Genomic DNA, 22,236 nt, shown 5'->3' with positions numbered 1-22,236 from the left:
GTAAAAACTGCTGATAAAATTCAAAAACCGCCGATAAATGCTTGAAAACCGCCGATAACGCCATGAAAACTGCTGATATGTTGACATTGTCTACAAAAAATCAAAAGTAGGATGAAGGTGCTTCGATGAAAGGTACACATAATGCTGCAGACATCGTGCTCGTTTCGAATGTTATTTTTTCAAGCAAAGAGGACGAACCGTTCGCAGGGTTTATTGCCATTCAGGATAACAAAATTGTTGCTGTTGGAACACAGGACGAACAACAGCAATGGATGGGCCCGGAAACAAAGCGATATGAGCTTGGCGACCAGCTTGTAATGCCTGGAATTCATGACAACCATGTTTTTTTCACAGGCTATATGTCCATGAACAGAGGGGTAGATCTATCTAAAACCTCCACCATGGAGGAAGCGTTAGCACTATTAGTCAATCATGCTAAGAATTTAGATGATTCACAGAATTTATATGGATTTGGCTGGGATCAAGAAGTGTGGGGGTGTCTGCCTGAGTCGGATCTACTTGATCAGGCATTTCCAAACAGACCTGTCATTGTCATAAACCATAATAAAAGCTATTGCTGGATGAATCAAACAGCCATCGATCACTATCAATTTACTCCTGATGCCTGCAGTGCGGAGGCAAGGGCTCTTTTATTAAACGATATGCTCCAAGACCGGCAAAAGGTTAAAGAGGAATTCTTGAGTTTCTGTCAGCTGTTAGCCTCTAGAGGGGTAACATCCATCAAAGACATCGGTTTTGATGAGTATGAACTGCTGCCGGTTTTAACAGAATTACATGATGAGGGCCGGCTGCCGCTTCGCGTGCATTTTGTCCTAGAACCTGTCTTAGAACCTCTTAATCTAGCAGCAGGTCTTGCCTACCAGCAGAACTATCAAGATGATCACCTCCACTTTCAAGGCTATAAGCTGATGGTAGATGGCGTGGTTGCTAATCATACAGGAGATATGCTAGAACCGTATGCGGATATGCCGGGGATCAGGAATTTACAAACAGTAGATTATGGAAATATTGAAAATTCAGTTTTAGAAGCGGACCGTCATGGGTTAAAATGTTGTTTAACAGCTGAAGGGGATGCTGCGATTCGACAGGCAGTGAGTATTTTAGAAAAATGCCGTCGTGTCAATGGGCGGCGTGATGCGAGACATTCGATTAGTGATTTAGAGTACCCACATCAGGATGATTTGAAAAGGATGGGCGAACTTGAGATTTTTGCGGAAGTATATGCGCAAATCCTGCTGTTGAATCCTTCTTATCGGGAGGCCTATATGGGTGAAGTGGTTGGAAAGAAGAATGAACACCGCTTTTACGACTATAAGACGATGCTTGACGCTGGGATTGCGATTACAGCGGGAACGGATTTGCCTTTATTTTTAACGAGCGTACCCGATTCCATTTATGCTGCATCCAAGCGCTTATTTCCAGATGGTTCTCCTTCAGGAGGCTGGTTTCCGGAACGGGGAATGCCGATCGCAGAATTGTTGAAAGCATGGACGATCAACGGGGCGAAGCATCAGTTCATGGAGGACAAGACTGGTTCGATTGAAGTGGGGAAATATGCGGATATTGCTGTCTTTGACCGGAATCTTTTTGAAACGTCAGCTGAAGAGTTGCGAGAGGCGAAAGTGGTCTTAACGATCGCAGATGGAAAAATTGTTTATGATAGTAAGAGGATATGCGTTTCGCAATAAATAGGTTTAATGATAATACGTTATAAAACGTCACTTGAAAAGGAAATGAGGAACCACGATGGAAGCAAAAGCATTGCAGCCAACGGTTATTAAAAAACGAAAGAAGTGGGCCTTGCCTCACAGTTACACCCTTATTTTTATTATCATTATTGCAGTAGCCCTGTTAACATGGATCATTCCGAGCGGGCAATTCGACCGGAAAGAGGTAACAGTAGACGGCTCAGCACGAACGGTCATTGTCCCAGGTACCTTCCACACCATCTCAAAGGTTGGGAAAAATGGAGACTTACGTCAAGGGCTATCAGGCATTTTAAGTGCGCCAATGGCCGGAGTCATTAATGCGGCGGATGTAGTGGCATTTGTGCTGATTGTCGGAGGGGCATTCGGAATCATTTTGCAGACAGGTGCAATTGACCGGGGATTAATTGCCCTCGCACGGCGGTTGAAAAATAAAGGAATCTGGGTTATTCCTATCTCGATGATGATCTTCAGTCTGGGCGGATCGACGTTCGGGATGAGTGAAGAAACCATTCCACTCTACGCCATCTTTATTTCATTGATGTTCGTTTTAAAATTTGACTCGATTACCGCTATTTTAATCTTATTTTTAGGTACTCAAATTGGTTATGTTGGATCCACCTTGAATCCTTTTTCAGTGCTGATTGCTCAGGGGGTTTCCGGAGTGGAAGGCAACCCGCAATTGTGGCTTCGCTTTATTGAATGGATTGTTTTCACAGGCGTATCGATAGCCTTTACGATGTGGTATGCCAATCGAGTAAGGAAGGATCCCAAGAAGTCGGTTGTTTATAAAAATGATAAGGAAAACCGTGAACGTTTTATTAAAGCCGACAGCGGCAAGGAAATTGTTTTCTCTGGACGCGATAAGTTGATCCTCTCTGGATTTGTGGTAGCCCTTGGTTTAATTGTTTGGGGAATTCTTTCAAAAGGCTGGTATATGACGGAAATTGGTGCGGTGTTTGTGGGATTAGGTTTGTATGCTGGTATTGTGGCGAAGATGAATCAAAAAGAGTTAGCGGAAAACTTTGTTAAGGGCTGCGGTGAGTTTGTTTATGCGGCCGTCATCATTGGGCTTTCCCGCGGGATATTAGTTCTTGCTGAAAATGGGATGATCATTGATACGATCCTCAATTCACTTGCGAATATGATGGAAGGTCTGCCGAAGTTTGCGTTTACGACCATCATGTTGCTCGCCCATAATGTGATTACCTTCTTTGTGCCGTCCTCCTCAGGTGAGGCCGCCTTAACGATGCCGGTAATGGCGCCTTTAGCGGAGTTAGTAGGCATTAATCGCGAAGCAGCCGTTACGGCCTACCAATTTGGGAATGGACTGACGAATCTCATTTCCCCCACTGGCGGAGTACTCTTAGCAGGCTTGGCAATCGCCCGGATTAGCTTCGGCCAATGGATCAAATTAATCATGAAACTGTTCCCAATATTATGGGTAATTTCAGCTGTATTTGCAGCCATTTCCGCTTATGTTGGGATGTAATAAAAGCAAAGGGACGGTTCTTCTGCTTCCAAAGCAGGAGAACCGTCCCTTTGTTTATATTATTTTTGTATAATTATAGGAATTTATAGTTCTTTAAAACTAGATAATTATAACTAGTCTTTTATAAAATCCCTGAGCAATTTTGTTGCGGTTTATTTTATTTTTATATATTATCAATTCGAGATAATTAATTTCAAGAAGATAACAAAGGAGATTATATAAATGAACGTATTAGTAGTAAAAGCAAACAATCGTCCAGCTTCTGAAGCTGTTTCTAGTAAAATGTATGAGACTTTCATGGAGAACCTTGAGGGTGTGAACGTAACCACTTATGATGTCTTTGCAGAAGACATGCCATACTTTGGCCAAGATCTTTTTAATGCTTTTGGCAAATTACAAGCTGGCGAAGAATTATCCGATATCGAACAACGTATTGTAGCTGCCAAACAAAAAGCGATGGACGCTCTTTCAGCAGCAGACTTAGTGGTATTCGCCTTCCCACTATGGAACTTAACGATCCCAGCTAAATTACAAACCTTTATCGACTATGTTTACGCAGCTGGATTCGCATTTAAGTATAGCGAAACTGGAGAATTAATCAGCTTAATGCCTGATAAAAAAGCTGTCATCCTAAGCGCTCGCGGCGGCATCTATTCCACTCCAGAAACAGCACCAATGGAAATGGCTGCAACGTATGTCAAAAACGTATTTGGCGGCGTCTTCGGAATGGAAATCGTTGATGAGGTCATTATCGAAGGACATAATGCAGCACCAGCTCAAGCAGAAACCATTATTGCTGATGGTCTAGCGAAAGTTGCTGAAGTAGCAAAACGTCTTTCCGCTGTTAAGGCTTAATTTTTCAAAGCACTATAAAAACATACGATGCCCCCTTGTTTACCATTGCAAGGAGAGCGTGCTTAACCTACCTTTGTTTAACAGAGGTAGGTTTTTTTATGTAAATGGAGATAATTTAGAAAAAGAGGGTTCGGAGGATTTTGCTTATGGCTGATTTGAAATATTTAGAACCAACAGAGCTGCTTGAAAAAATCTATGCGACGCTGTGCTCGGAGTATGAGGACGCCCAGCATTATAAAAGTGATAAGGACCAAAGTGAAATAGAAGTAACGAAGAGCCGGTTAACGAAGAAGATTTTTAATGAATTTGTTGTCGATGAAGAGTATTTTTTAACGATGGATTCGGATGTATTTAATGAGCGATATCATTTATATGAAGATGATTTTTTGAGGCTGATCAAGCAATGCAGTGAAAATAGGGTGGAGTATGATACCTTTGTGCAGATTATTGATGACTTGATTGCTAGTGCCAAGTTTCGGCTCCATGCGTTTGAACAGTTGACGGAGGAGATTCAGAAAATTCAAGAAGTGGACGAGCAGGAGGAGACGGAGGAGGAGGCGGAGGAAGATGGGGAATTGTGAAATATTCGGTTCACACGTTTTTACCAACTATCTTTCAATTAGGCGCCCACTTTGCTGTCTGGCCCACCCCAGCGTACGAAAGTAAATAGAAAATAAGGGCCGCATCCTAGGGGGCGCCCCTTGTTGTTATTTAAGAACTCTCTAAGAACTGAAGGTTGCATGAACATATTGTGAATTTTTCATTTCTCCGCCAATTGTGACGAGAGAGTGGGTCATCAAGGCACCATTTTCTCGCTTCTTTACCCCTTCTAACAGCATCCCGCCGGTAATTCCAGTGGCGATAAAGAAACAGTCATTGGTGTTAACAATATCATCCATTTTTAAAGGTATTTCGGGGTGTGAAATTCCCATTTTGACACAACGATTAAACTCTGCCTCATCGTGGGGAAGAAGAATTGCTTGGAAGTCCCCTCCCATGCATTTTAATGCTGTTGCCGCAATTACCCCTTCTGGCGCTCCGCCAATTCCTACCAATAAATCAACATCGATATCATCAATGGCGGTTGCGACTGCCCCGGTAATATCAACATCGGAAAATAGCTTCACACGGGCACCTGCTTCAATGACCTCGTTGATTAACTCTTCATGACGGGGGCGATCCTGTATCATGACCGTTAAATCTTTAATATTTTTTCCGAGTGCCTGGGCTACGGCTTTCATGTTTTCAGTCAAAGACAGCTGGATATTAATCCACCCTTTTGCTTTTGGGCCAACAGCCATCTTTTTCATATACATATCTGGAGCATGAAGCAAAGTTCCTTGCCGGGCTACAGCGATAACAGCAAGTGAATTTTCCTGACCCTTCGCCATTAAGGTTGTGCCCTCAACAGGGTCAACAGCGATATCGACGCAGGGGCCGGTTCCTGTTCCAAGTATCTCATTAATGTACAGCATGGGGGCTTCATCCATTTCCCCTTCACCTATGACTACTCTGCCATGCATATCAATTAGATTCAAACGATCCCGCATTGCCTCGGTGCCAGCCCCATCTGCCTCCATTTTGTTACCCTTTCCAATCCAAGGGTAGGCGGCAATCGCCGCTTGTTGAGAGACTTCGAGAAAATCCATCACCAAGCTCTGTGTGCAGACCCTGCTTTTTGTAGGCATATTGTTAACCTCCTGGTATTCATTATTTAAACCCTTTTAATAAAATGTTAACAATTAACAGGATGAACTATTAAGCAGGAATTGTTTTTCTTTATCAATGATTTGATTGATTTTTCGTGCGGAGTTACCTCCTTGGAAAGAAACGCTTAAGTATGATTCGACTACTTTTTTGGCAAGCTCCACACCAATTACTTTTGCACCTGCCGTTATGATTTGGGCATTGTTGCTTAGTTGAGCGCGTTCTGCAGAATATACATCATGGCATTGGGCCGAGCGAATACCAGGAACTTTATTGGCTGCAATCGACATACCAATTCCCGTTCCGCAAAATAAAATCCCTCTTTCAAGCTTTGCTTCTGTGATATCATTGGCTACTTGAAATGCAACACCTGGATAATCCACTTCGTCTTCAGAGTAACAGCCATAGTCGATCACTTCATGACCTAAGCTAGCAATATATGACTTTACTTCTTCTTTCATATGAAACGCGTTATGATCTGAGCCGATTCCAACTTTCATTTTTATCACTCCTGTTTGGTTTATTTAATCACATCTTTTCATTTTCTTTCGTTTTTGTCAATTAAAATATCAACAAGTGAAAAATATCGAAAATAAATAAAGGGTGAATTTACTGGTTTTATTGAGACTTATCCTATTGATATATGAAGACTGAGGAGTATTTATGGCTGGTAATATACATAATCACTAATTTCATACTGTTTTATTTTCATTTATTGTCGAGTTACTATTAATTTTAAAAAACTTATTGACAAAACGAAAACAAGTGATAATATTCTAACTAGAGCAACAACTTGTTTGCCGGCAGGTTTTGCAAACGCTTGCTAGAATTTTAAAAAGCTGCGGTAGTCGTAGGAAGCTCAATCTTTGATGTTTTTTAAGGGGGAAATGGCAAATGACGATTAAGTTTGGTTGTCACGGTTCAACATGGGTACTCGATTATGATGAGAAGGTAGACTGCTTAGATCATCTTATGGATACCGTTAAGAAGGCTGGATTCAAAGGGATTGATGTTCAGTATGCTTTATTGGGCGAATATAATGACGCCCCGGAAAAACTGAAAGAGAAATTGGATAGTCTGGAACTTGAGTTAGCTGCTATTACCTTACCGTTCAGCTGGGAAAGTGAACAAGAATCAGAAGAAGAGAAAGCGCGGGCAGATTATTATATTAACTTTTTAAAACATTTCCCGAACGCGAAATTAAATCTGCCAGCACGAGTAGGTCCTAATCGCGACAATCTAGTAAAACGCCAAAGAGACATCATTAGCTGTGTAAACGCAGTTGGGAAACGTGCGTATGAAAATGGTGTAACAGCCGTATTCCATCCACATTCTCCATCCACTTCTTACTTTAGAATTGAAAGCGATTATAATCTGCTATTTGACGAACTTGATACAAGATATATTTGGTATACTCCTGATGTTGGCCACATTGCTGCAGGTGGAATGGACCCTGTTGAAATTGTGAAGAGATATTTACCGATTATCAAGCATGTTCATTTTAAAGACTGCTCTAAAGACTTTGAGTGGAAAAAGATGGGCACGGGTGATATTGACTTCCCAGCGATCGTCCAAGCTCTAGTTGATTACGGTTATGATGGCTGGATCATGGTAGAGGAAGAGACAGAAGAAACGAAAACGAATGCGGATCAATGTATCTTTGATATTAGTAACTATGTAGATGAAAAATTGAAACCAATTGTTAATGGTGTGAAAACTTCATGAGCAAACTAATTCCTTCTTTGCTCGTGACCGAGGTCTTTTTTCCTGTAAAAGATGAGAAGGGGTTCGCTGCGAGTGTTGTTGAGACTTTAGGGTCTCAAGGATTCTATCAATCTTTCGAAATCGGTGATGGGTATGACCAAGAGGACCGAAAAAGAATTTTACAAGCCAAAGAAAAGAATAACTTATCGATTTTTCAATGGTTAACCTTTTTAACCTATAAGACAGATTTAGATGTTTCAGCACTTGATGCTGCATTGAGGAAGAAAACCGTTAGTCAGATTAAAGAAAGCTTATACCTAGCTGCTGAGTGCGGTGTAACTACGGTTGGGTTTGTTCCAGGTCCCGATCCAGGTATCCACTTGCGGCAAGCGGGACTTGAAGCCCTGTATGAAAGCTTCTGCGAAATTTGTGAGGAAGCGGCTACGTTTAATATTCATGTGTCGATAGAAGCGATGGATCGGGAAGTCCACAAAAAGCGGGTATTAGGCTTAACGAGTGAGGCAGTACCGCTAATCTCAAAGGTTCGTGAAACCTATTCGAATGCAGGGATTGTATTTGATACTGCACATGTGACCCTGAACGGTGAAGATCTGTTTACGTCGCTGGAATTGGCTCAATCTGTGATGGACCGTCTTCATTTTGCGAATGTAGTAGAAGATGCGAAAAGTGAATTATATGGAGACCACCATATGCCAATCGGTGAGCCAGGTTTCTTAACAATCGAAAAAATGTCTCATATTTTGCAAAAAGCCTCTGAACTTAGAATTCAATCTGAAAAAGGGCTGCCGGTCGCGGTGGAAGTGCAGGGGAGAAACAAACATGACTATTTTGCCAATGAAAAAGTGATTCGTGCCGCTTTAGAAAGTGCGATGAATTTAGTAGCTAGTAAATAGAGTCAAAGCTGCGTAGGTTTCCGAGTTGTATCCTTTTCTTACTCGTTAAGATGGGGATTCCCTTTCTTAATGAAATGTAAGCGTTATCTAATGAGCTGGGCTGAACTAATAAAAGGTATAGGAGGATTTACATGAAAACAGAACAAGCGCTTCGGGCGGATTTACCCGTCAAGGCAACGAAAAAGAATTTCCGTTGGACCGTCGTTATTTGGCTGCTAATTGGTGGAATCATTAACTACCTTGACAGAACAAACCTTTCGATTGCAGCCCCAGCCATGATTAAAGAGCTAGATTTAAATATGACGCATATTGGTCTGTTAGGTACCATTTTTTCTTGGACCTATGCGGTCATGCAGCTTCCTTCCGGTTGGTTAATTGATAAATTTGGTGCGAAGCGGGTGTATTCAATTGCGGTTTTGTGGTGGAGTATTGCCACTGCCTTAACAGGGGCATGCAACAAACTGCTGACATTAATTGGTGCCAGGTTCTTGCTTGGAGTCGGGGAAGCACCATGTATGCCATCGAATGCCAAAATTACTTCACAATGGTTCCCGAAGAGTGAACGTGGACTTGCAACAGGATTTTGGGATGCTTCCTCCAAAGTAGGTCCTGCCCTTGCTCCTCCTATCCTAGTGGCCATTCAGGTTGCATTCGGCTGGCGTTCCCTCTTTTTCATTACTGGTGGGATTGGTATCGTCTTTATCCTTTTATTTATGAAATTCTACAAATCACCCGATCAGAGTAAGTTCCTATCTAAGGAAGAGTATGACTATATTAAGGCAGAGGGCGGCGCAAGTACTGATACCGTTGAGTCTACTAATATTAAATGGAGAGAGTTATTTAAGTATAAAAGCGTTTGGGGCATGATTTTTGGTTTCTTCTGTACCATTTGGATTTGGAATATTTTCTTAACGTTCTTACCTCTATATCTATTAAACACCCAGAATGTTTCCTTTAAAGAACTAGGCATTTATGCTGCCATTCCTTGGGTCGGCGGAATTGCCGGCAACCTTGGCGGCGGTTATATTGCTAAGAAGTTAGCTGATAAAAAGATTTGTTCACCCATTAATGCGAAACGTGGACTCATCGCGGTTAGTGCCCTTCTAGCAGCAGCTTTTGTTATCATTCTTCCTTTTGTACATGGATTAGCCATCACGATTACCTTAATGACTCTTGCCCTTTGTGTAATATCAGCAATTACAGGCAGTGCTTGGGCATTGTCCGGAGACGTTGCACCTCCTGCTATGGTTGGTTCCGTCGGTGCGATTCAAAACTTTGGCGGTTACTTCGGAGGGGCATTTGCACCATTAGTGACAGGGATGATTTTAGATGCAACAGGTTCCTATTCGATGGCATTCATTTCCGGCGGGATTATCGCTGGATGCGCAGCCTTTTTCTATTGGTTTATTGTAAAAGAGCCAATTAAACCAATAGAAGAATAATCTAGTAAAGAACAAGGGGGCTGATCTTACAGCCTTCTTGTTTTCTTTTAATCTTAAACATTTGTCGAAAATTAAGGGAAAATTTATCCATATTTTTAAAAATGAAAATTGACACAATAAATGGTGAAGTTTATGATAGTAAATGAAAACAAATAAAAATAAACGAAAGACTTAAGTATTTCTTTTTCATAGAAAGGGGAGTTTAGTTTGAAGAAAATTATTAACCAACCCGAAAATGTAGTAGAAGAGACCATTGAGGGCTTTCTAGCTGCCTTTGGCCATTCTTATGAAAAAATTCAAAATGAAAACGGAATCATTCGCCGCAATCGTAAAAATAAAGTATCCGTTGTAACGGGGGGAGGCAGCGGTCACGAACCTCTTTTTCTAGGATTAATCGGCGAGGGTCTAGCTGATGGCGTTACATTGGGCAATGTGTTTGCAGCTCCGCCGCCAAATAACGTAATGGAAGTGGCCAAAGCGGTTGATTCAGGAAAAGGTGTTCTATTTATCTACGGAAATTATTCAGGAGATGTTCTTAACTTTGGTATGGCCGCAGAATTACTAGAAATGGAAGGGATTGAAACGAAAACGGTCCTGGTTACGGATGATGTTGCCTCTGCCCCGGTAGAACGGAAAGAGGATCGCAGAGGGATTGCTGGCGATGTTTTTGTAGTCAAGATCGCAGGTGCAGCTGCAGAAAAAGGTCTATCCTTGGAGGAAGTAACAAAGGTGACTCAAAAAGCCAATGATCATACCTTCTCAATCGGTGTTGCTTTAGCGCCCGGAACGATTCCTGGTGCAACGGAACCTCCTTATATACTGGCTGATGATGAAATTGAAGTTGGAATGGGTATTCATGGTGAACCCGGAATGGAACGCACGAAAATGATGCCGGCTGATGAACTGACGGATCGATTGATGGATAAGTTATTAGAGGAAAGCAGCCTGCAGGCTGGAGATGAGGCAGCAGTTTTAGTAAACGGCCTTGGATCGACTACTCTAATGGAATTGTTTATTATCAACCGCAGGGTAGCAAGGGTCTTGGCGGAAAAAGGAATTAAGGCCTACGACATGGATGTTAACAGCTATTGCACGACACAGGAAATGGCTGGATTTTCTATTACCCTATTAAAGCTGGATGATGAATTAAAAGATTTATATAATGCACCTGCCGATTCTCCATACTACAAAAAAGCACTTACTGGAGGAAATGTATATGCCAAATAGTTTACAAGAAGTTCGTCTAACTGCTGCTCAAGTAAAAGAAATGTTCCTATATGTGGGGGAGAAGGTGAAGGAAAGCAAACCGCTTTTAACGAAAATTGATAGCGCTATCGGTGATGGGGACCATGGGATTGGCATGTCAGTTGGCTTCACAAAGGCGGAAGAAAACCTAAGACAAAAAGAGTTTGCGACGATTAATGATGTATTTAAAACGATTGGTATGTCGATGATTTCTTCGATGGGCGGCGCTTCTGGGATCATTTTCGGAACATTGTTTGTTGGTGGCGTAAAAGGAATTGATCCACAGGAGGAACTGAATCTACCTCTATTAACGAAGATTCTTGAGGGATCGGTGACTTCCATTAAAGAGCGGGGAAAAGCTAAATTAGGAGATAAAACCATGATTGATGCACTTGAACCCGCTGTTCTGGCATTAAAACAAAGTGTCGAAGAAAATCAAAGTTTACTAGAAGGGCTAAAATCGGCTGAGGAAAAGGCTGAACAAGGTGTTGAAAGGACGAAGGAGTTTGTAGCCAAGTTTGGAAGAGCCAAGTCGCTGGGTGAAAGAGCAATTGGTTATCAAGATGCCGGGGCAACGACAGTATCTATTATCTTTAGATCGATGAGAGAATGGGTAGAGAAAGCTTTTGTGCAAGAGTAAGCGGGATGGTTCACGTTAAGAACTAAAAATTCAATTATGAATGGGGGAAGTTATATGTCAGTAAAATTTCAAGGGATTATTCCACCAGTATCCATAATTTTTAACGAGCAAGGAAAATTAGATAAAAAAGGAATGGCGACGGTCATTGACTTTTTAATTGATTCTGGTGTGGACGGATTGTTCTTCCTGGGAAGCGGCGGAGAATTTACGCAAATGTCGGTTGATGAACGTAAGGAGGTCGCTTCTTTTGCAACGAGCTATGTGAATGGAAGGGTGCCCGTATTAATTGGTACCGGAAGCACGAATACTCGTGAAGTAATCGATTTAAGTCAGCATGCAGCGCAGGCAGGTGCAGACGGTGTCGTTATTATCAATCCTTATTACTGGCCATTAACAGAAGAAAATTTATTTGCCCATTATAGTGAAATTGCTGCTTCTGTGCCATTGCCGATTCTGCTTTACAATTATCCAGGCTTATCAGGACAGGATTTGAACCCAGACTTTGTCGTTAAATTGGTCGAAGCACATGATAATATTGTGGGGATCAAAGAGACTGTTGAGAGTATTGCTCATATTCGCGATATGATTTTAACCGTAAAAGGAAAGTTTCCTGAGTTTGCTGTTTTTTCCGGATTTGATGACCATTTACTCCCTACATTGAGCCTTGGCGGAGATGGAGCAATTAGTGCAAGTGTTAACATTGCCCCTGAATTGGGGATTGGTGTATACAAGGCATATAAAGAGAACCGTTTCGAACAAGCTTTAGCCCTACATAAACGGATGGCTCTCATGCCGACCATGTATAAGTTGGATTCTCCGTTTGTAAGCGTTGTAAAGGAAGCGATGAAATTAAGGGGAATAGATATCTCTACATATGTTCTGGCTCCTGCTCGCCCCCTTGGTGCAGAAAAGATTGAGGAACTGAAGAAAATTCTTGTTCAAGCTGAATTGCTGCCAAAAGAGACCGAAGTGGAAGCATTGTAATGTGAAAAAAGATCTCCGCTGTGAGGTCTTTTTTAAAAAGAATTTTCTATATGAAGGTGGAAAGTTGAAAAAAGGAGAACGATATGACCAAAACAAGAAGAATGTCTAAGGTTTTTGCAAATGATGGAAAATCAATTACGCTGGCACTGGATGGATTTTATTTTTCAACCAAAACGGAAGGAATTGATCGTACCATTGATTTGATCCCAAGTCTTGTTGAAAACGGACTAAATGCTGTCATTGTTACATATGGTATGGCCAAATTGTATGCGGAATCCTTTGCTAACCTTGGGATGATTGTACGTGCTGACTTATCTACAAGTGTATTTGATGCACGGATTCCTGACACAACTTCTTTACTTTCTGTCGAAGATGCACTAAAGCTTGGAGCCGATGGTGTCATTTCGATGACTTTTCCTGGGGCAGAAAACGAAGCAGCGTCTCATAAACAAGCTTGGGATCTTGCGAGAGCAGCGGATGAATGGAATGTTCCATTTATGTGCGAAACCTTGCCATATAGCTACCATGTGACAAGCCTGGAATCCAATCAAATTGATAAGATTGCGGCTGCTGCACGGATTGGCATGGAGCTTGGGGCAGATATTATTAAAACAAGACTTACCGGAGAACCAGGGGATGCTAGAATCATAGAATCGGCCAAATGTCCTGTATTTGTTTTAGGGGGCCCCAAAACCGCTAACCTCCTTGATTATTTTCGATATATAAAGCATTGCTTTGATGTAGGTGCAAAGGGGATTGCGGTTGGCCGGAACATAACCCTGAATCGTAATCCAATTGGTGTGGTGGCCGGGTTAAATACGATTATTCATAAAAATGGAACCCCTGAAGAAGCGGTTCAGGCTTATCAGCATGACTCAGAAATGATAAGTATTAATCATTAATCAATCATAGGTCCTGTTAAAGGACATTTTAGACCCTGTTGATTGGAGCGAAATCAATAGACAAATTCAACAAAGCCAATTAAAGGAGAAATGAAAGATGAGTACTCAATTTATTCCTTCCCTGCTTGTACCTGAGATTTATTTTCCAGCTAAAAGTGAAAAAGGTTTTACGGTAAGCTTAATTGAAAAAATGGCAGATCAAGGATTCTATCAATCTTATGAAATTGGAGATGGGCAAGACCAACAGGAACGAAATGGGATCTTAGCATTAAAGGAGAAGCATCATTTCCAACTTACCCAATGGTTAACCTTTTTAATTGATCAGTACAACCTTGATGTTTCCTCCGTTGATACACAACTTCGTCTGGAATCCGTTAAAAGGATAAAGGAAAGCATCTACTTAGCAGCAGAATGTGGTGCTTCCAATATTGCTTTTGTTCCTGGGGCAGACCCTGGTGCTGAGCGTCGAGTAGAGGCTGTAGAAGGATTTTATGAGAGTTTATGCGAAATCTGTGAGGAAGCTTCTCGCTATCAGATGAATGTGCTGGTTGAACATCTTGATCGCTATGCTCATAAGAAGCGTCTGATTGGCCCCATGGATGAAACAGTCCAATTACTTTCAAGAGTCAAAGCGGACTATCAAAATATTGGTCTAGCCTTCGATACGGCCCATGCAGCCCTAAATGGAGAGGATATTTTGGATGCTTTGGAATTAGCGAAATTCCACACCCATCAAATTCATTTTTCGAATGCCGTTTTGGATCAAGCAAGTCCATTGTATGGTGATTACCATATGGAAATCGGCGAACCGGGATTCTTAACTGTTGGAAAAATCAATGATATTTTACGAAAAGCGGATGAACTCAGCCTTCAATCTGAAAAGGGCCTTCGCGTGGCTGTAGAGGTACGAGGCAAGGATTTAGAAAACCGTCATGCTAACGAGAGAACGGTTAGAACGATTTTAGAAGATGCCTTAAGTTTAGTTGGCAGCAGGTAAGAGGAGCGGACTATGAAGAAGAAAATTTGGATTGGTACCAACTGGAAAATGACAAAGACGATTGCAGAAGGTTTGGACTTTACACACGAGCTTAAAAAGATTGCAGAAGCAATTTCGCCTAACATCCAGTTATTTATTATCCCTTCCCATACATCTTTGTTTCCGATTAAAGAGGTTATCTCCGGTTCAACGATTTATTTGGGTGCGCAAAACATGCATTGGGAGGATAGCGGCGCCTATACGGGTGAAATTTCCCCTCGGATGTTAGATGAAATCGGCATAGATATGATTGAACTAGGGCATTCGGAACGGAGACAATATTATAATGAAACGGATGAAGCCATTAATAAAAAGATCCTTGCTGCTTTAGAGTACTCCATTAAACCACTTATCTGTATCGGTGAAAACATCGAACAGAAGAATAATTTGATTTCTAAAGAGACATTATCCGCACAGCTTAAAGTTTGTTTGAAGGGATTGTCAAAGGAACAGGCTAAACAAGTAGTAATTGCATATGAACCTGTATGGGCAATTGGGGAGCAAGGGATTCCAGCCGAAGTGGAATATGTGGAAGAAATTCATGATTTTCTTCGTCAAACTTTGATTGGACTTTTTGATGATACTGGTATGGAAATCCCTGTTTTGTATGGTGGCAGTGTTAATCATGATAATTTTCTTAACTATATTAATCTTGAAAATGTAAATGGACTTTTCGTTGGCAGGGCAGCCTGGGAAATTGATAGCTTTCAGAAAATCCTTTACCAACTAGAATCCCATTTATTTGACTAGTAAGTGCAGGCATATTTTTATGATTAAATCCCCTCTGTAGTTGAAAGACTGGGCATGTGTCTATCAATTACGGAGGGGATTTTTCTAACGGATCGCCCACTACATATGGAGGTAAATCGGTTTTGTATTTACTTTCTTTCTTTATCACTATTTATCAGTTTGTCATTTTAAACTAAAGAGAAACAAAATCAATTGAAAGTCAATATGAAACAAAAGAAAAAAAACTCAGCGTAATCAGCGTTTTGACAGGACTTTTTAGCTATTAACCTTTATAATATGGTTATTAATATTATTTTGGAAGAATGTTTAGTAAATTATCGAAAATAAATGAAAGGGTGAAACTATGTTCGCTGATCAACGCAGAAATTTAATTATAGAAATTTTGACAGAAAAAGGAACTGTAACTGTTAATGATTTAACCAATTTACTTGATATATCTGCCGCAACGATACGATCGGATCTAAACCAGATGGAGAAGCAGGGGCTGCTTATTCGCACTCATGGCGGGGCTATGCTGAAAGCGGAGGAAACGGATACTACATTTGATAAAACCTATGAAAATCGTGAAAAAAAGTTCCGTGCTGAAAAGCAACGAATTGGTTATAGTGCGCTAAAGTATATCCACGATGGGCAATGTATTTTGTTAGATGCGAGTACGACATGTTTTGAACTTGCTAAGTATTTAAGTGAGACAAAAATGAAGTTAACGGTAGTAACCAGTGGAATCGCAACGGCAGCGATGCTAAAAGAAAATCCTTATTTAACAGTCATTATCATTGGTGGAATTGTTCGGAACTCTTCTAATTCTGTTGAAGGGCTATTAGGAGAAGAGCTGTTAAGAAAAATTAATATCGATCTCCTGTTTACCTCGGCTTATGCTTTTAATACAAGGGATGGACTTTCTGACTTTAGTTTGTATGAAGTGGAATTAAAAAGGGTTATGGTTTCTGTTTCTAATCAAGTTATTGCTTTATTAGATCATAGTAAAATGAATAAAAGTTCTAGTGCAACCTTTGCCCGTCCTGATGAAATGGATATATTTATTACCGATAAGCATGTTTCTGAAGAAATACGTGATTTTTTTGCGGCTAATAACATTGAGTTAGAAATTGCCGAATAAACAACAGGAGGCCGGCTTCATGATGAACCCGGCTACTTGTGATTATGGTTATCATTAGAGAGATTTTTAAACTAGACGTAAATGGATTGATTCTGAAAAATAACGAGGTGGTTTTTGTGCTTAGCGGTGTTGATCTAAAGAAAAAGGCTGTTGGGGAAAAAGCAGTGGAATATATTCAGGATGAAATGGTCATTGGCTTGGGCTCAGGATCTACTGTCTATTGGATGATGAAAAAATTAGGTGAATTAGTCAGTGAAGGTTTCCGTGTGAAAGGAGTGCCTTCATCGGTGCGAACAGAAGGATGGGCCAAGGAATTTGGCATCCCGTTAGCTTATTTTTCCGAGGTCAGCCGATTAGATTTAGCCATTGATGGTGCCGATGAGGTGGACCCCGAATACAATCTAATCAAAGGTGGCGGAGGATCGTTACTTCGTGAAAAACTCGTGGATGCTGCAGCAGACCGGCTTATTATTGTGGTCGATGATTCTAAACTGGTGCGAACACTTGGAGCCTTCCCCTTACCCGTTGAAGTAGTACCGTTTGGTTGGGAACTAACGGCGCAAAGATTAGCAATGCTAGATTGTACACCGAAATTAAGAATGAAAGAAGAAAAAATCTTTATTACGAATAATGGTAATTATATTTTGGATTGTCAATTTGACTCTATCACCAATCCGAGTAAGCTGCATCAACAGTTAAAACTTACACTTGGGGTTGTAGAAACCGGCCTTTTTACGAATATGACTGATATCGTGATTGTTAGCAATGATGAAGGTGTCCAGATTAAGGAAAAGTAAGGGGTAAGTTTGGGGGAGAACAATGAAGTAGAGGCCGGTCTTAATCAAACCGTTCCTTATTTTTAGGGATTCCTGAGGTTTCACTTAAAAATACAAGAAAGCCACCCGCAAACGTTTGTTTTCGTGCTGGGTGGCTTTTAATACGTTATGTCCGCTCCCTCATTCGGTCGGGGAGATTCTGGATTGACTGGACGACTAAATCTAATTTTGACTCAATCCGATATAACAGATAAAGGGACACGACAATCGGGAAACCCACTTCACTTATAAGGGGAATGATTTGTTCCACCACATTCATCTCCTATCTCTATTGAGACTGTCTGAATAAAGAAGAGGCCGGCTTCAAAGCGAATCCGGCCTCCCGTTTTAAGAATTGTCCAGCTCCAGCGCCTAGCCCCTCGATGGTCTACAGCCAATCCGTCCAAAAGGTTAAAGAGCAACCTTTCGGCCGGCTCGTCTTATGCTTGGCTACATAAAGCTATCGCTTTTTGTACGCATTAAGGGCGTCTAGTCTTTGACCTTGCTTCGCCGGTCAGTCGACAAGTCGCCCTATATCGGGGATGTACAAGGCGCTTGCGCTTTTCTTATTAAGCAAGTTCATAATCAGTTACGTCACGGTTGATCACCCTAGCTCCTTTTGAAGCCACTAACTTGCCGCTTCCCGTCGTGAAAACATTCGCAGCAATAATTTGTGCCATCGATAACTTGACCACTTCCTCATCAATCGGTTCCTTTGGATTATCAACCGAGATGCGGGCCGTCTTACCGTACTCCGTTCCAAACTGCAATTCCAACGTCTTTGCCATCCTAATCACCTCCTTTTCCTGGTATAAGAGTTATTAATGGTGTTAACAGTATCTTTGGTGTCATTGTTGCAATTAGTGTAAACGGTGACAGGCACCAAACGTGGACACTGTCTATGCCAGGTGGACATCTCGTTCTGCCTTCACGTTACTCGGTATCGAAGGATTAGCCTAGGATTTCGAAGGTGTCGGTGCGTTCGACACTGTTTAGTGAATCGTTGCACAGTGCTGAGATGGCTTGTGCTGCTTGATGTAGCTGATCGACGGTTGACTCCTTTTTGACGTTGCTGAAGGTTCTTGATTTGAGGATAGGGTTTCCTTCATTATCAATGCCTCCATCAAATACCAAGCGTAGTTTTGTTCCTTCTAGTAATGCTTCTGCCATGTTTATCACCTCCTTTCGCCTTATATATATAGATTTGGAGGCTAAAAGGACAGGCTGAGATAAAAAATAGTTTAGTTCGTTTGTCCCCCATACTTCCTGCATCTAAAGCTGCTTAGTAGTCATTAAGGTCTATATTTACCATGAAATTCCTGCTAGAATAATAGAATATCCTGCCAAATTTGGTAGTCTAGTTAAGGGGAAATTAATAACCTTATTGTTTACTTAATTGACAAAGAGAAAGATAAGGAGTTGGTCCATTGAATCGTTTGAAATTTAAATTCCTTTCATCAGCGATTGCTTTTGGGGTCATCAGTGCTGTCAGTTTTCTGTTACCCTCTGCCTCTTATGCCCAGACAACGCTGAACGTACCGCTTATCTCGCAATTACCTGAATTGAAGAATGGCTGCGAGGTAACGAGCTTAACCATGCTGCTTCGGTACAAAGGAATTAATGTCACCAAAATGGGGTTAGCTAATCAAGTGAAAAAGGACCCGACACCTTACCGACTGTCTGGAAGTACGATTTACTGGGGAAATCCCAATACCGGCTTCGTTGGGGACATTACCGGGCGAAAGATCGGTTATTCTGTTTATCATGGCCCGATCTATCAGTTAGCAAACAAATATACCAATGCCATTGATTTAACAGGAAACTCGTTCGATGTGATTTTAAAACAATTGAGCAAAGGCAAACCGGTCTGGGTGATTTCGACTAGTACCTTCAACACGGTACCGAGCAGTCAATGGAAAACCATCCAAACACCAACCGGGCCGATTCGAATGACCTTTCATGAGCATAGTGTCCTGCTCACCGGTTATGATTCAAACTATGTCTACTTTAATGATCCACTTGCTAATATTAAAAACCGCAGGATATCGCGAAGCTCCTTCCTTAGAGGCTGGGAGCAATTTGGCAGACAGGCAATTACATACGGATCCTCAAAAGGATACCTTGATAAACCAGGGGCAGGTATATCCATCAATGAAACTTACAATCTATCAGGCTGGTTCTTAGATGAGAGTAATGTTTCAAAAATTGAAGTATTGGTTGATGGGAAAGTGGCCGGCCAAGCCTCCTATGGTGATGCAAGAGCGGATGTGAAAAAGGCTTATCCTGACTATAACAATGGGAATGCTGGTTTCCATTATGGATTGGACACAAAGAAATTGAGTAATGGTACACATACGATTACGATCAAGGAAACAGGCAAAAATGGCTGGACCAGTACATTGCCTGGAAGGGTCGTCACGGTTTCAAACGCAAAAGGAGCTTTAGAAACTCCGGTAACAAATGAAATAACAAAGGGACAATATAACGTAAAAGGCTGGTATTTGGACCAAAGTCATGTTGCCAAGATTGAAGTACTGGTAGACGGAAAAGTGGTTGGTCTAGCCTCCTATGGCGATGTAAGAGCAGATGTGAAAAATGCCTATCCTGCCTACAACAATGCTAACGCTGGTTATCATTATCTTCTAAATACAACAAAATTAGCAGATGGAATCCATTCGATTACGGTTAGAGAAACGGGAAGAAACCGTTTAGTATCCACATTGCCGACAAAAACATTCACGATTTCGAATGTCAGAGGATATCTCGATCAGCCGGCAGCCAATACTACGATCAGCGGAAGCAAAACGATATCAGGCTGGTTTTTAGATGAAAGCACCGTCTCGACCATTGATGTTCTTGTGGACGGAAAGGTCGTCGGCCAAGCGGCATACAGAGATGCCAGACCAGATGTGCTAAAGGCGTATCCTGAGTTTAATAATGGGAATGCTGGCTACCATTTTGTGCTGAACACGTTAGGACTTAATAACGGCAAACATACGATTACCATAAGAGAAACGGGAAAAACCGGCAAGGTCAAGACTCTGCCAGGAAGAGTTGTCACAATCTCTAACTAAACCGAAAGAAACAGAGGCGAAATGGCCTCTGTTTCTTTTTAAAATAGGTTCTATTTTAGTAACGCAAGACTTGCCCGCAGTTTCTTAAGGGCACTCAACTTCCACTGTTTCACAGCCGAAACTGTAACCTTCTCCCGTTCCGCCATTTCCTTTACAGACAAATCCTCTACAAAGGCAGCGACAACCCATTTGGTTTCCTTTTTCGATAAACCTTCACAATAAGATAACAACTGCTCCAGCTCAAGCGGGATATCCGAGTAATCGCCTTCGACTACTTCCCAATATTCCTCGTTCGGATACACGTTTCCGGCCTCATAACGGCTGTGCTGTGTCAGCTCAAGTAATAACTTCCCTTTGATATAGCTATAAGCATAATTCGTGAAGCTTCCCTTTTGGGGATCAAATCCCAGCTGTGCTTCCCAAAGTGCAATTAACGCAGTCTGATGAAATTCATCTTTGTTACGGTAAATCGAAAGAGAGTGCAAGATTCGATGAATCATAGGCGTATATTGTTCTACTAACTCCTCAAAGCTATCCACTACTAAAAACCTCTCGAGGACCCGCGCGCGTTCCAATCAAATTCCTAGGTAGCTTTACCATAACGGGAAAGGAGATTTACAGCGAACTCCACAATTTCCAATTTGAAGGGTAATAAGGGTCTAATGGGATGTTTTTGCTGTTTAAATGAAGAATTTGGAGGGAGATTTAAGCAAACTTAGCCGAATTTGCGATGATTTTACGTTTTAAGATTACTTATTTAAAAAAGTAATCTTAGGTATTGCAGAAAGAGAAAATATTGCAGTGCTATCCCATATTTTAACAATGTTGTAAGATAGAGGAGAGGTGGTTTTGATGGTAATAAAAATGGAAGGTGCATTAGTGGAGGGGGCGGGAACATGGACACCATTATGAAGATGTTTCAGCATTTGGAATGGGCTAATCTTCGAATTCTTGAGGCGCTGAAAGCGATAGGAGGTCGGAACCATCAGACTAAACGATTATTTTCTCATCTCCTGCTTGCGGAAGAGGTATGGTTTAATCGTCTTCAAGGCTTAGACAGCAATCCTCAAGCAATTTGGACAGAGCTTACGATCGAGGAATGTTCAAACCTGGTTATGAAAAATCAACAACGCTTTTCAGGACTTCTTGGCGGTTTGTCAGAGACAACCATGGAAGATGTAATCGTGTATAAAAATAGTACTGGGCAGGCGTTTTCGACGTCAGTCGGGGATATCCTTACGCATGTAGCGCTTCACGGTCAGTACCATCGAGGCCAGATTAATCGGCTGCTGCGAGAAGACGGATTCGAACCGGTAAATGTGGATTTTATTTCGTTTGTCCGCTAAGGTGGGGGCTTGAAGCATTGCGAATGGACAGTTTCCGAGGGGGACTTGAATATTTAGTCGATTAAAAAGTGGCTCTTTGACAGTATGACTAGTCACCTGAGGATTTTTGTCCAATAGAGTCGGTCTAATGGACAAATTATGTGGTTGGCCGGAGGAAATTGTCCAATAGAATCCGTCTAATGGACAAATTATCTAGTAGATGGTCTGGTTTTGTCCAATAGAGTCCGTCTATTGGACAAATTATCTAGTAGACCGCCTAGTTTTGTCCAATAGAATCCGTCTAATGGACAAATTATCTAGTAGACGGTCTGGTTTTGTCTAATAGAATCCGTCTATTGGACAAATTATCTAGTAGACGGTCTGGTTTTGTCTAATAGAATCCGTCTATTGGACAAATAATCTAGCAGACCGCCTGATTTTGTCTAATAGAGTCCGTCTAATGGACAAATTATCTAGTAAACCGCCGGATACTGTCCAATAGAA

At 41.5% G+C, this 22,236-nt stretch carries 23 protein-coding genes; 17 read left to right on the top strand and 6 right to left on the bottom strand.

The features are described from left to right. Nucleotides 1-125 precede the first annotated feature (125 nt). From L1999_RS26540 to L1999_RS26525, 4 genes are all read left to right on the top strand, one after another. Nucleotides 126-1,709, top strand: a complete 1,584-nt coding sequence (locus tag L1999_RS26540; protein ID WP_235741257.1) for an amidohydrolase — start codon at nucleotides 126-128, stop codon at nucleotides 1,707-1,709. Between the two features lie 58 nt (nucleotides 1,710-1,767). Further along, nucleotides 1,768-3,219 (top strand): YfcC family protein, encoded by a 1,452-nt coding sequence (locus L1999_RS26535; protein WP_235741256.1) that lies wholly within the window; start codon nucleotides 1,768-1,770, stop codon nucleotides 3,217-3,219. Nucleotides 3,220-3,441: 222 nt separating this feature from the next. Continuing rightward, the gene (locus L1999_RS26530) at nucleotides 3,442-4,074 is read left to right on the top strand and encodes an FMN-dependent NADH-azoreductase (RefSeq protein ID WP_235741255.1); all 633 of its coding nucleotides are present in this window, start codon (nucleotides 3,442-3,444) and stop codon (nucleotides 4,072-4,074) included. Nucleotides 4,075-4,220: 146 nt separating this feature from the next. Beyond that, nucleotides 4,221-4,655, top strand: coding sequence for a hypothetical protein (locus L1999_RS26525; protein WP_235741254.1), 435 nt, complete (start codon nucleotides 4,221-4,223; stop codon nucleotides 4,653-4,655). Between the two features lie 141 nt (nucleotides 4,656-4,796). On the opposite strand, the gene glpX is transcribed toward L1999_RS26525, so the two are convergent. Both glpX and rpiB read right to left on the bottom strand, forming a co-directional pair. Beyond that, nucleotides 4,797-5,762: a class II fructose-bisphosphatase gene (gene glpX, locus L1999_RS26520; protein WP_235741253.1), complete on the bottom strand. Its 966-nt coding sequence runs from the start codon at nucleotides 5,760-5,762 to the stop codon at nucleotides 4,797-4,799. A 54-nt stretch (nucleotides 5,763-5,816) separates the two neighbouring features. After that, nucleotides 5,817-6,281 carry a ribose 5-phosphate isomerase B gene (gene rpiB / locus L1999_RS26515; RefSeq protein WP_235741252.1) on the bottom strand — a complete coding sequence of 155 codons (465 nt, stop codon included), beginning with the start codon at nucleotides 6,279-6,281 and terminating at the stop codon, nucleotides 5,817-5,819. A gap of 394 nt (nucleotides 6,282-6,675) precedes the next feature. Here rpiB and L1999_RS26510 point away from each other — a divergent pair, with 394 nt between their 5' ends. The 11 genes from L1999_RS26510 (at nucleotide 6,676) to rpiA (ending at nucleotide 17,315) form a co-directional block, all read left to right on the top strand. After that, entirely contained in the window at nucleotides 6,676-7,506 is an 831-nt protein-coding gene (locus tag L1999_RS26510) for a sugar phosphate isomerase/epimerase family protein (protein ID WP_235741251.1), read from the top strand. After that, the gene (locus tag L1999_RS26505) at nucleotides 7,503-8,399 is read left to right on the top strand and encodes a sugar phosphate isomerase/epimerase family protein (RefSeq protein WP_235741250.1); all 897 of its coding nucleotides are present in this window, start codon (nucleotides 7,503-7,505) and stop codon (nucleotides 8,397-8,399) included. The genes L1999_RS26510 and L1999_RS26505 overlap by 4 nt, the downstream gene beginning before the upstream one ends. Nucleotides 8,400-8,530: 131 nt before the next feature. Continuing rightward, nucleotides 8,531-9,841: an MFS transporter gene (locus L1999_RS26500; protein ID WP_235741249.1), complete on the top strand. Its 1,311-nt coding sequence runs from the start codon at nucleotides 8,531-8,533 to the stop codon at nucleotides 9,839-9,841. A 207-nt stretch (nucleotides 9,842-10,048) separates the two neighbouring features. Then, nucleotides 10,049-11,068: a dihydroxyacetone kinase subunit DhaK gene (locus L1999_RS26495; RefSeq protein WP_235741248.1), complete on the top strand. Its 1,020-nt coding sequence runs from the start codon at nucleotides 10,049-10,051 to the stop codon at nucleotides 11,066-11,068. Then, nucleotides 11,058-11,726 carry a dihydroxyacetone kinase subunit DhaL gene (gene dhaL, locus L1999_RS26490; RefSeq protein WP_235741247.1) on the top strand — a complete coding sequence of 223 codons (669 nt, stop codon included), beginning with the start codon at nucleotides 11,058-11,060 and terminating at the stop codon, nucleotides 11,724-11,726. The genes L1999_RS26495 and dhaL overlap by 11 nt, the downstream gene beginning before the upstream one ends. Before the next feature lie 54 nt (nucleotides 11,727-11,780). After that, the gene (locus L1999_RS26485; protein ID WP_235741246.1) at nucleotides 11,781-12,710 is read left to right on the top strand and encodes a dihydrodipicolinate synthase family protein; all 930 of its coding nucleotides are present in this window, start codon (nucleotides 11,781-11,783) and stop codon (nucleotides 12,708-12,710) included. A gap of 83 nt (nucleotides 12,711-12,793) precedes the next feature. Further along, nucleotides 12,794-13,612 (top strand): class I fructose-bisphosphate aldolase, encoded by an 819-nt coding sequence (locus L1999_RS26480; protein WP_235741245.1) that lies wholly within the window; start codon nucleotides 12,794-12,796, stop codon nucleotides 13,610-13,612. Between the two features lie 97 nt (nucleotides 13,613-13,709). Next, complete coding sequence (locus L1999_RS26475; protein ID WP_235741244.1) at nucleotides 13,710-14,609, top strand: sugar phosphate isomerase/epimerase family protein; 900 nt, start codon at nucleotides 13,710-13,712, stop codon at nucleotides 14,607-14,609. Nucleotides 14,610-14,621: 12 nt separating this feature from the next. After that, nucleotides 14,622-15,398 (top strand): triose-phosphate isomerase, encoded by a 777-nt coding sequence (locus L1999_RS26470; RefSeq protein ID WP_235741243.1) that lies wholly within the window; start codon nucleotides 14,622-14,624, stop codon nucleotides 15,396-15,398. 343 nt (nucleotides 15,399-15,741) lie between these two features. Next, entirely contained in the window at nucleotides 15,742-16,518 is a 777-nt protein-coding gene (locus L1999_RS26465; RefSeq protein ID WP_235741242.1) for a DeoR/GlpR family DNA-binding transcription regulator, read from the top strand. A 116-nt stretch (nucleotides 16,519-16,634) separates the two neighbouring features. Beyond that, nucleotides 16,635-17,315, top strand: coding sequence for a ribose-5-phosphate isomerase RpiA (rpiA, locus tag L1999_RS26460; protein WP_275677255.1), 681 nt, complete (start codon nucleotides 16,635-16,637; stop codon nucleotides 17,313-17,315). A 145-nt stretch (nucleotides 17,316-17,460) separates the two neighbouring features. Here the strand turns inward: rpiA and L1999_RS26455 are convergent, their stop codons facing one another. The 3 genes from L1999_RS26455 to L1999_RS26445 all read right to left on the bottom strand — a co-directional run bounded on the left by L1999_RS26455 (nucleotide 17,461) and on the right by L1999_RS26445 (nucleotide 18,503). Then, entirely contained in the window at nucleotides 17,461-17,604 is a 144-nt protein-coding gene (locus tag L1999_RS26455; protein WP_215047261.1) for a YvrJ family protein, read from the bottom strand. Nucleotides 17,605-17,902: 298 nt separating this feature from the next. Next, nucleotides 17,903-18,121, bottom strand: a complete 219-nt coding sequence (locus L1999_RS26450) for a DUF2922 domain-containing protein (protein ID WP_215047260.1) — start codon at nucleotides 18,119-18,121, stop codon at nucleotides 17,903-17,905. A 163-nt stretch (nucleotides 18,122-18,284) separates the two neighbouring features. Continuing rightward, nucleotides 18,285-18,503 (bottom strand): DUF1659 domain-containing protein, encoded by a 219-nt coding sequence (locus tag L1999_RS26445; RefSeq protein ID WP_215047259.1) that lies wholly within the window; start codon nucleotides 18,501-18,503, stop codon nucleotides 18,285-18,287. A 257-nt stretch (nucleotides 18,504-18,760) separates the two neighbouring features. On the opposite strand from L1999_RS26445, the gene L1999_RS26440 reads away from it, so the two are divergent. Beyond that, nucleotides 18,761-20,407, top strand: coding sequence for a C39 family peptidase (locus L1999_RS26440; protein ID WP_235741241.1), 1,647 nt, complete (start codon nucleotides 18,761-18,763; stop codon nucleotides 20,405-20,407). A 50-nt stretch (nucleotides 20,408-20,457) separates the two neighbouring features. Here the strand turns inward: L1999_RS26440 and L1999_RS26435 are convergent, their stop codons facing one another. After that, nucleotides 20,458-20,946: a sigma-70 family RNA polymerase sigma factor gene (locus L1999_RS26435; RefSeq protein ID WP_235741240.1), complete on the bottom strand. Its 489-nt coding sequence runs from the start codon at nucleotides 20,944-20,946 to the stop codon at nucleotides 20,458-20,460. A gap of 357 nt (nucleotides 20,947-21,303) precedes the next feature. Here L1999_RS26435 and L1999_RS26430 point away from each other — a divergent pair, with 357 nt between their 5' ends. Further along, complete coding sequence (locus L1999_RS26430) at nucleotides 21,304-21,753, top strand: DinB family protein (protein WP_235741239.1); 450 nt, start codon at nucleotides 21,304-21,306, stop codon at nucleotides 21,751-21,753. Nucleotides 21,754-22,236 lie beyond the last annotated feature (483 nt).

It is taken from the genome of Neobacillus drentensis (assembly GCF_021560175.1).
In the GTDB taxonomy this organism is placed as follows: domain Bacteria; phylum Bacillota; class Bacilli; order Bacillales; family Cytobacillaceae; genus Neobacillus; species Neobacillus drentensis_A.
The sequence above is the reverse complement of the archived record's forward strand: the minus strand, read 5'-3'. Positions and strand labels throughout refer to the sequence as shown.

What these genes read in the sequence shown, in the direction of transcription:
- L1999_RS26505 (WP_235741250.1), top strand. Translation starts at nt 7,503, where the DNA reads ATGAGCAAACTAATTCCTTCTTTGCTCGTGACCGAGGTCTTTTTTCCT.
- L1999_RS26485 (WP_235741246.1), top strand. Translation starts at nt 11,781, where the DNA reads ATGTCAGTAAAATTTCAAGGGATTATTCCACCAGTATCCATAATTTTT.
- L1999_RS26430 (WP_235741239.1), top strand. Translation starts at nt 21,304, where the DNA reads ATGGACACCATTATGAAGATGTTTCAGCATTTGGAATGGGCTAATCTT.
- L1999_RS26525 (WP_235741254.1), top strand. Translation starts at nt 4,221, where the DNA reads ATGGCTGATTTGAAATATTTAGAACCAACAGAGCTGCTTGAAAAAATC.
- L1999_RS26480 (WP_235741245.1), top strand. Translation starts at nt 12,794, where the DNA reads ATGACCAAAACAAGAAGAATGTCTAAGGTTTTTGCAAATGATGGAAAA.
- L1999_RS26475 (WP_235741244.1), top strand. Translation starts at nt 13,710, where the DNA reads ATGAGTACTCAATTTATTCCTTCCCTGCTTGTACCTGAGATTTATTTT.
- L1999_RS26500 (WP_235741249.1), top strand. Translation starts at nt 8,531, where the DNA reads ATGAAAACAGAACAAGCGCTTCGGGCGGATTTACCCGTCAAGGCAACG.
- dhaL (WP_235741247.1), top strand. Translation starts at nt 11,058, where the DNA reads ATGCCAAATAGTTTACAAGAAGTTCGTCTAACTGCTGCTCAAGTAAAA.
- L1999_RS26530 (WP_235741255.1), top strand. Translation starts at nt 3,442, where the DNA reads ATGAACGTATTAGTAGTAAAAGCAAACAATCGTCCAGCTTCTGAAGCT.
- L1999_RS26535 (WP_235741256.1), top strand. Translation starts at nt 1,768, where the DNA reads ATGGAAGCAAAAGCATTGCAGCCAACGGTTATTAAAAAACGAAAGAAG.
- L1999_RS26470 (WP_235741243.1), top strand. Translation starts at nt 14,622, where the DNA reads ATGAAGAAGAAAATTTGGATTGGTACCAACTGGAAAATGACAAAGACG.
- L1999_RS26465 (WP_235741242.1), top strand. Translation starts at nt 15,742, where the DNA reads ATGTTCGCTGATCAACGCAGAAATTTAATTATAGAAATTTTGACAGAA.
- L1999_RS26445 (WP_215047259.1), bottom strand. Translation starts at nt 18,503, where the DNA reads ATGGCAGAAGCATTACTAGAAGGAACAAAACTACGCTTGGTATTTGAT.
- glpX (WP_235741253.1), bottom strand. Translation starts at nt 5,762, where the DNA reads ATGCCTACAAAAAGCAGGGTCTGCACACAGAGCTTGGTGATGGATTTT.
- rpiB (WP_235741252.1), bottom strand. Translation starts at nt 6,281, where the DNA reads ATGAAAGTTGGAATCGGCTCAGATCATAACGCGTTTCATATGAAAGAA.
- L1999_RS26450 (WP_215047260.1), bottom strand. Translation starts at nt 18,121, where the DNA reads ATGGCAAAGACGTTGGAATTGCAGTTTGGAACGGAGTACGGTAAGACG.
- L1999_RS26540 (WP_235741257.1), top strand. Translation starts at nt 126, where the DNA reads ATGAAAGGTACACATAATGCTGCAGACATCGTGCTCGTTTCGAATGTT.
- L1999_RS26510 (WP_235741251.1), top strand. Translation starts at nt 6,676, where the DNA reads ATGACGATTAAGTTTGGTTGTCACGGTTCAACATGGGTACTCGATTAT.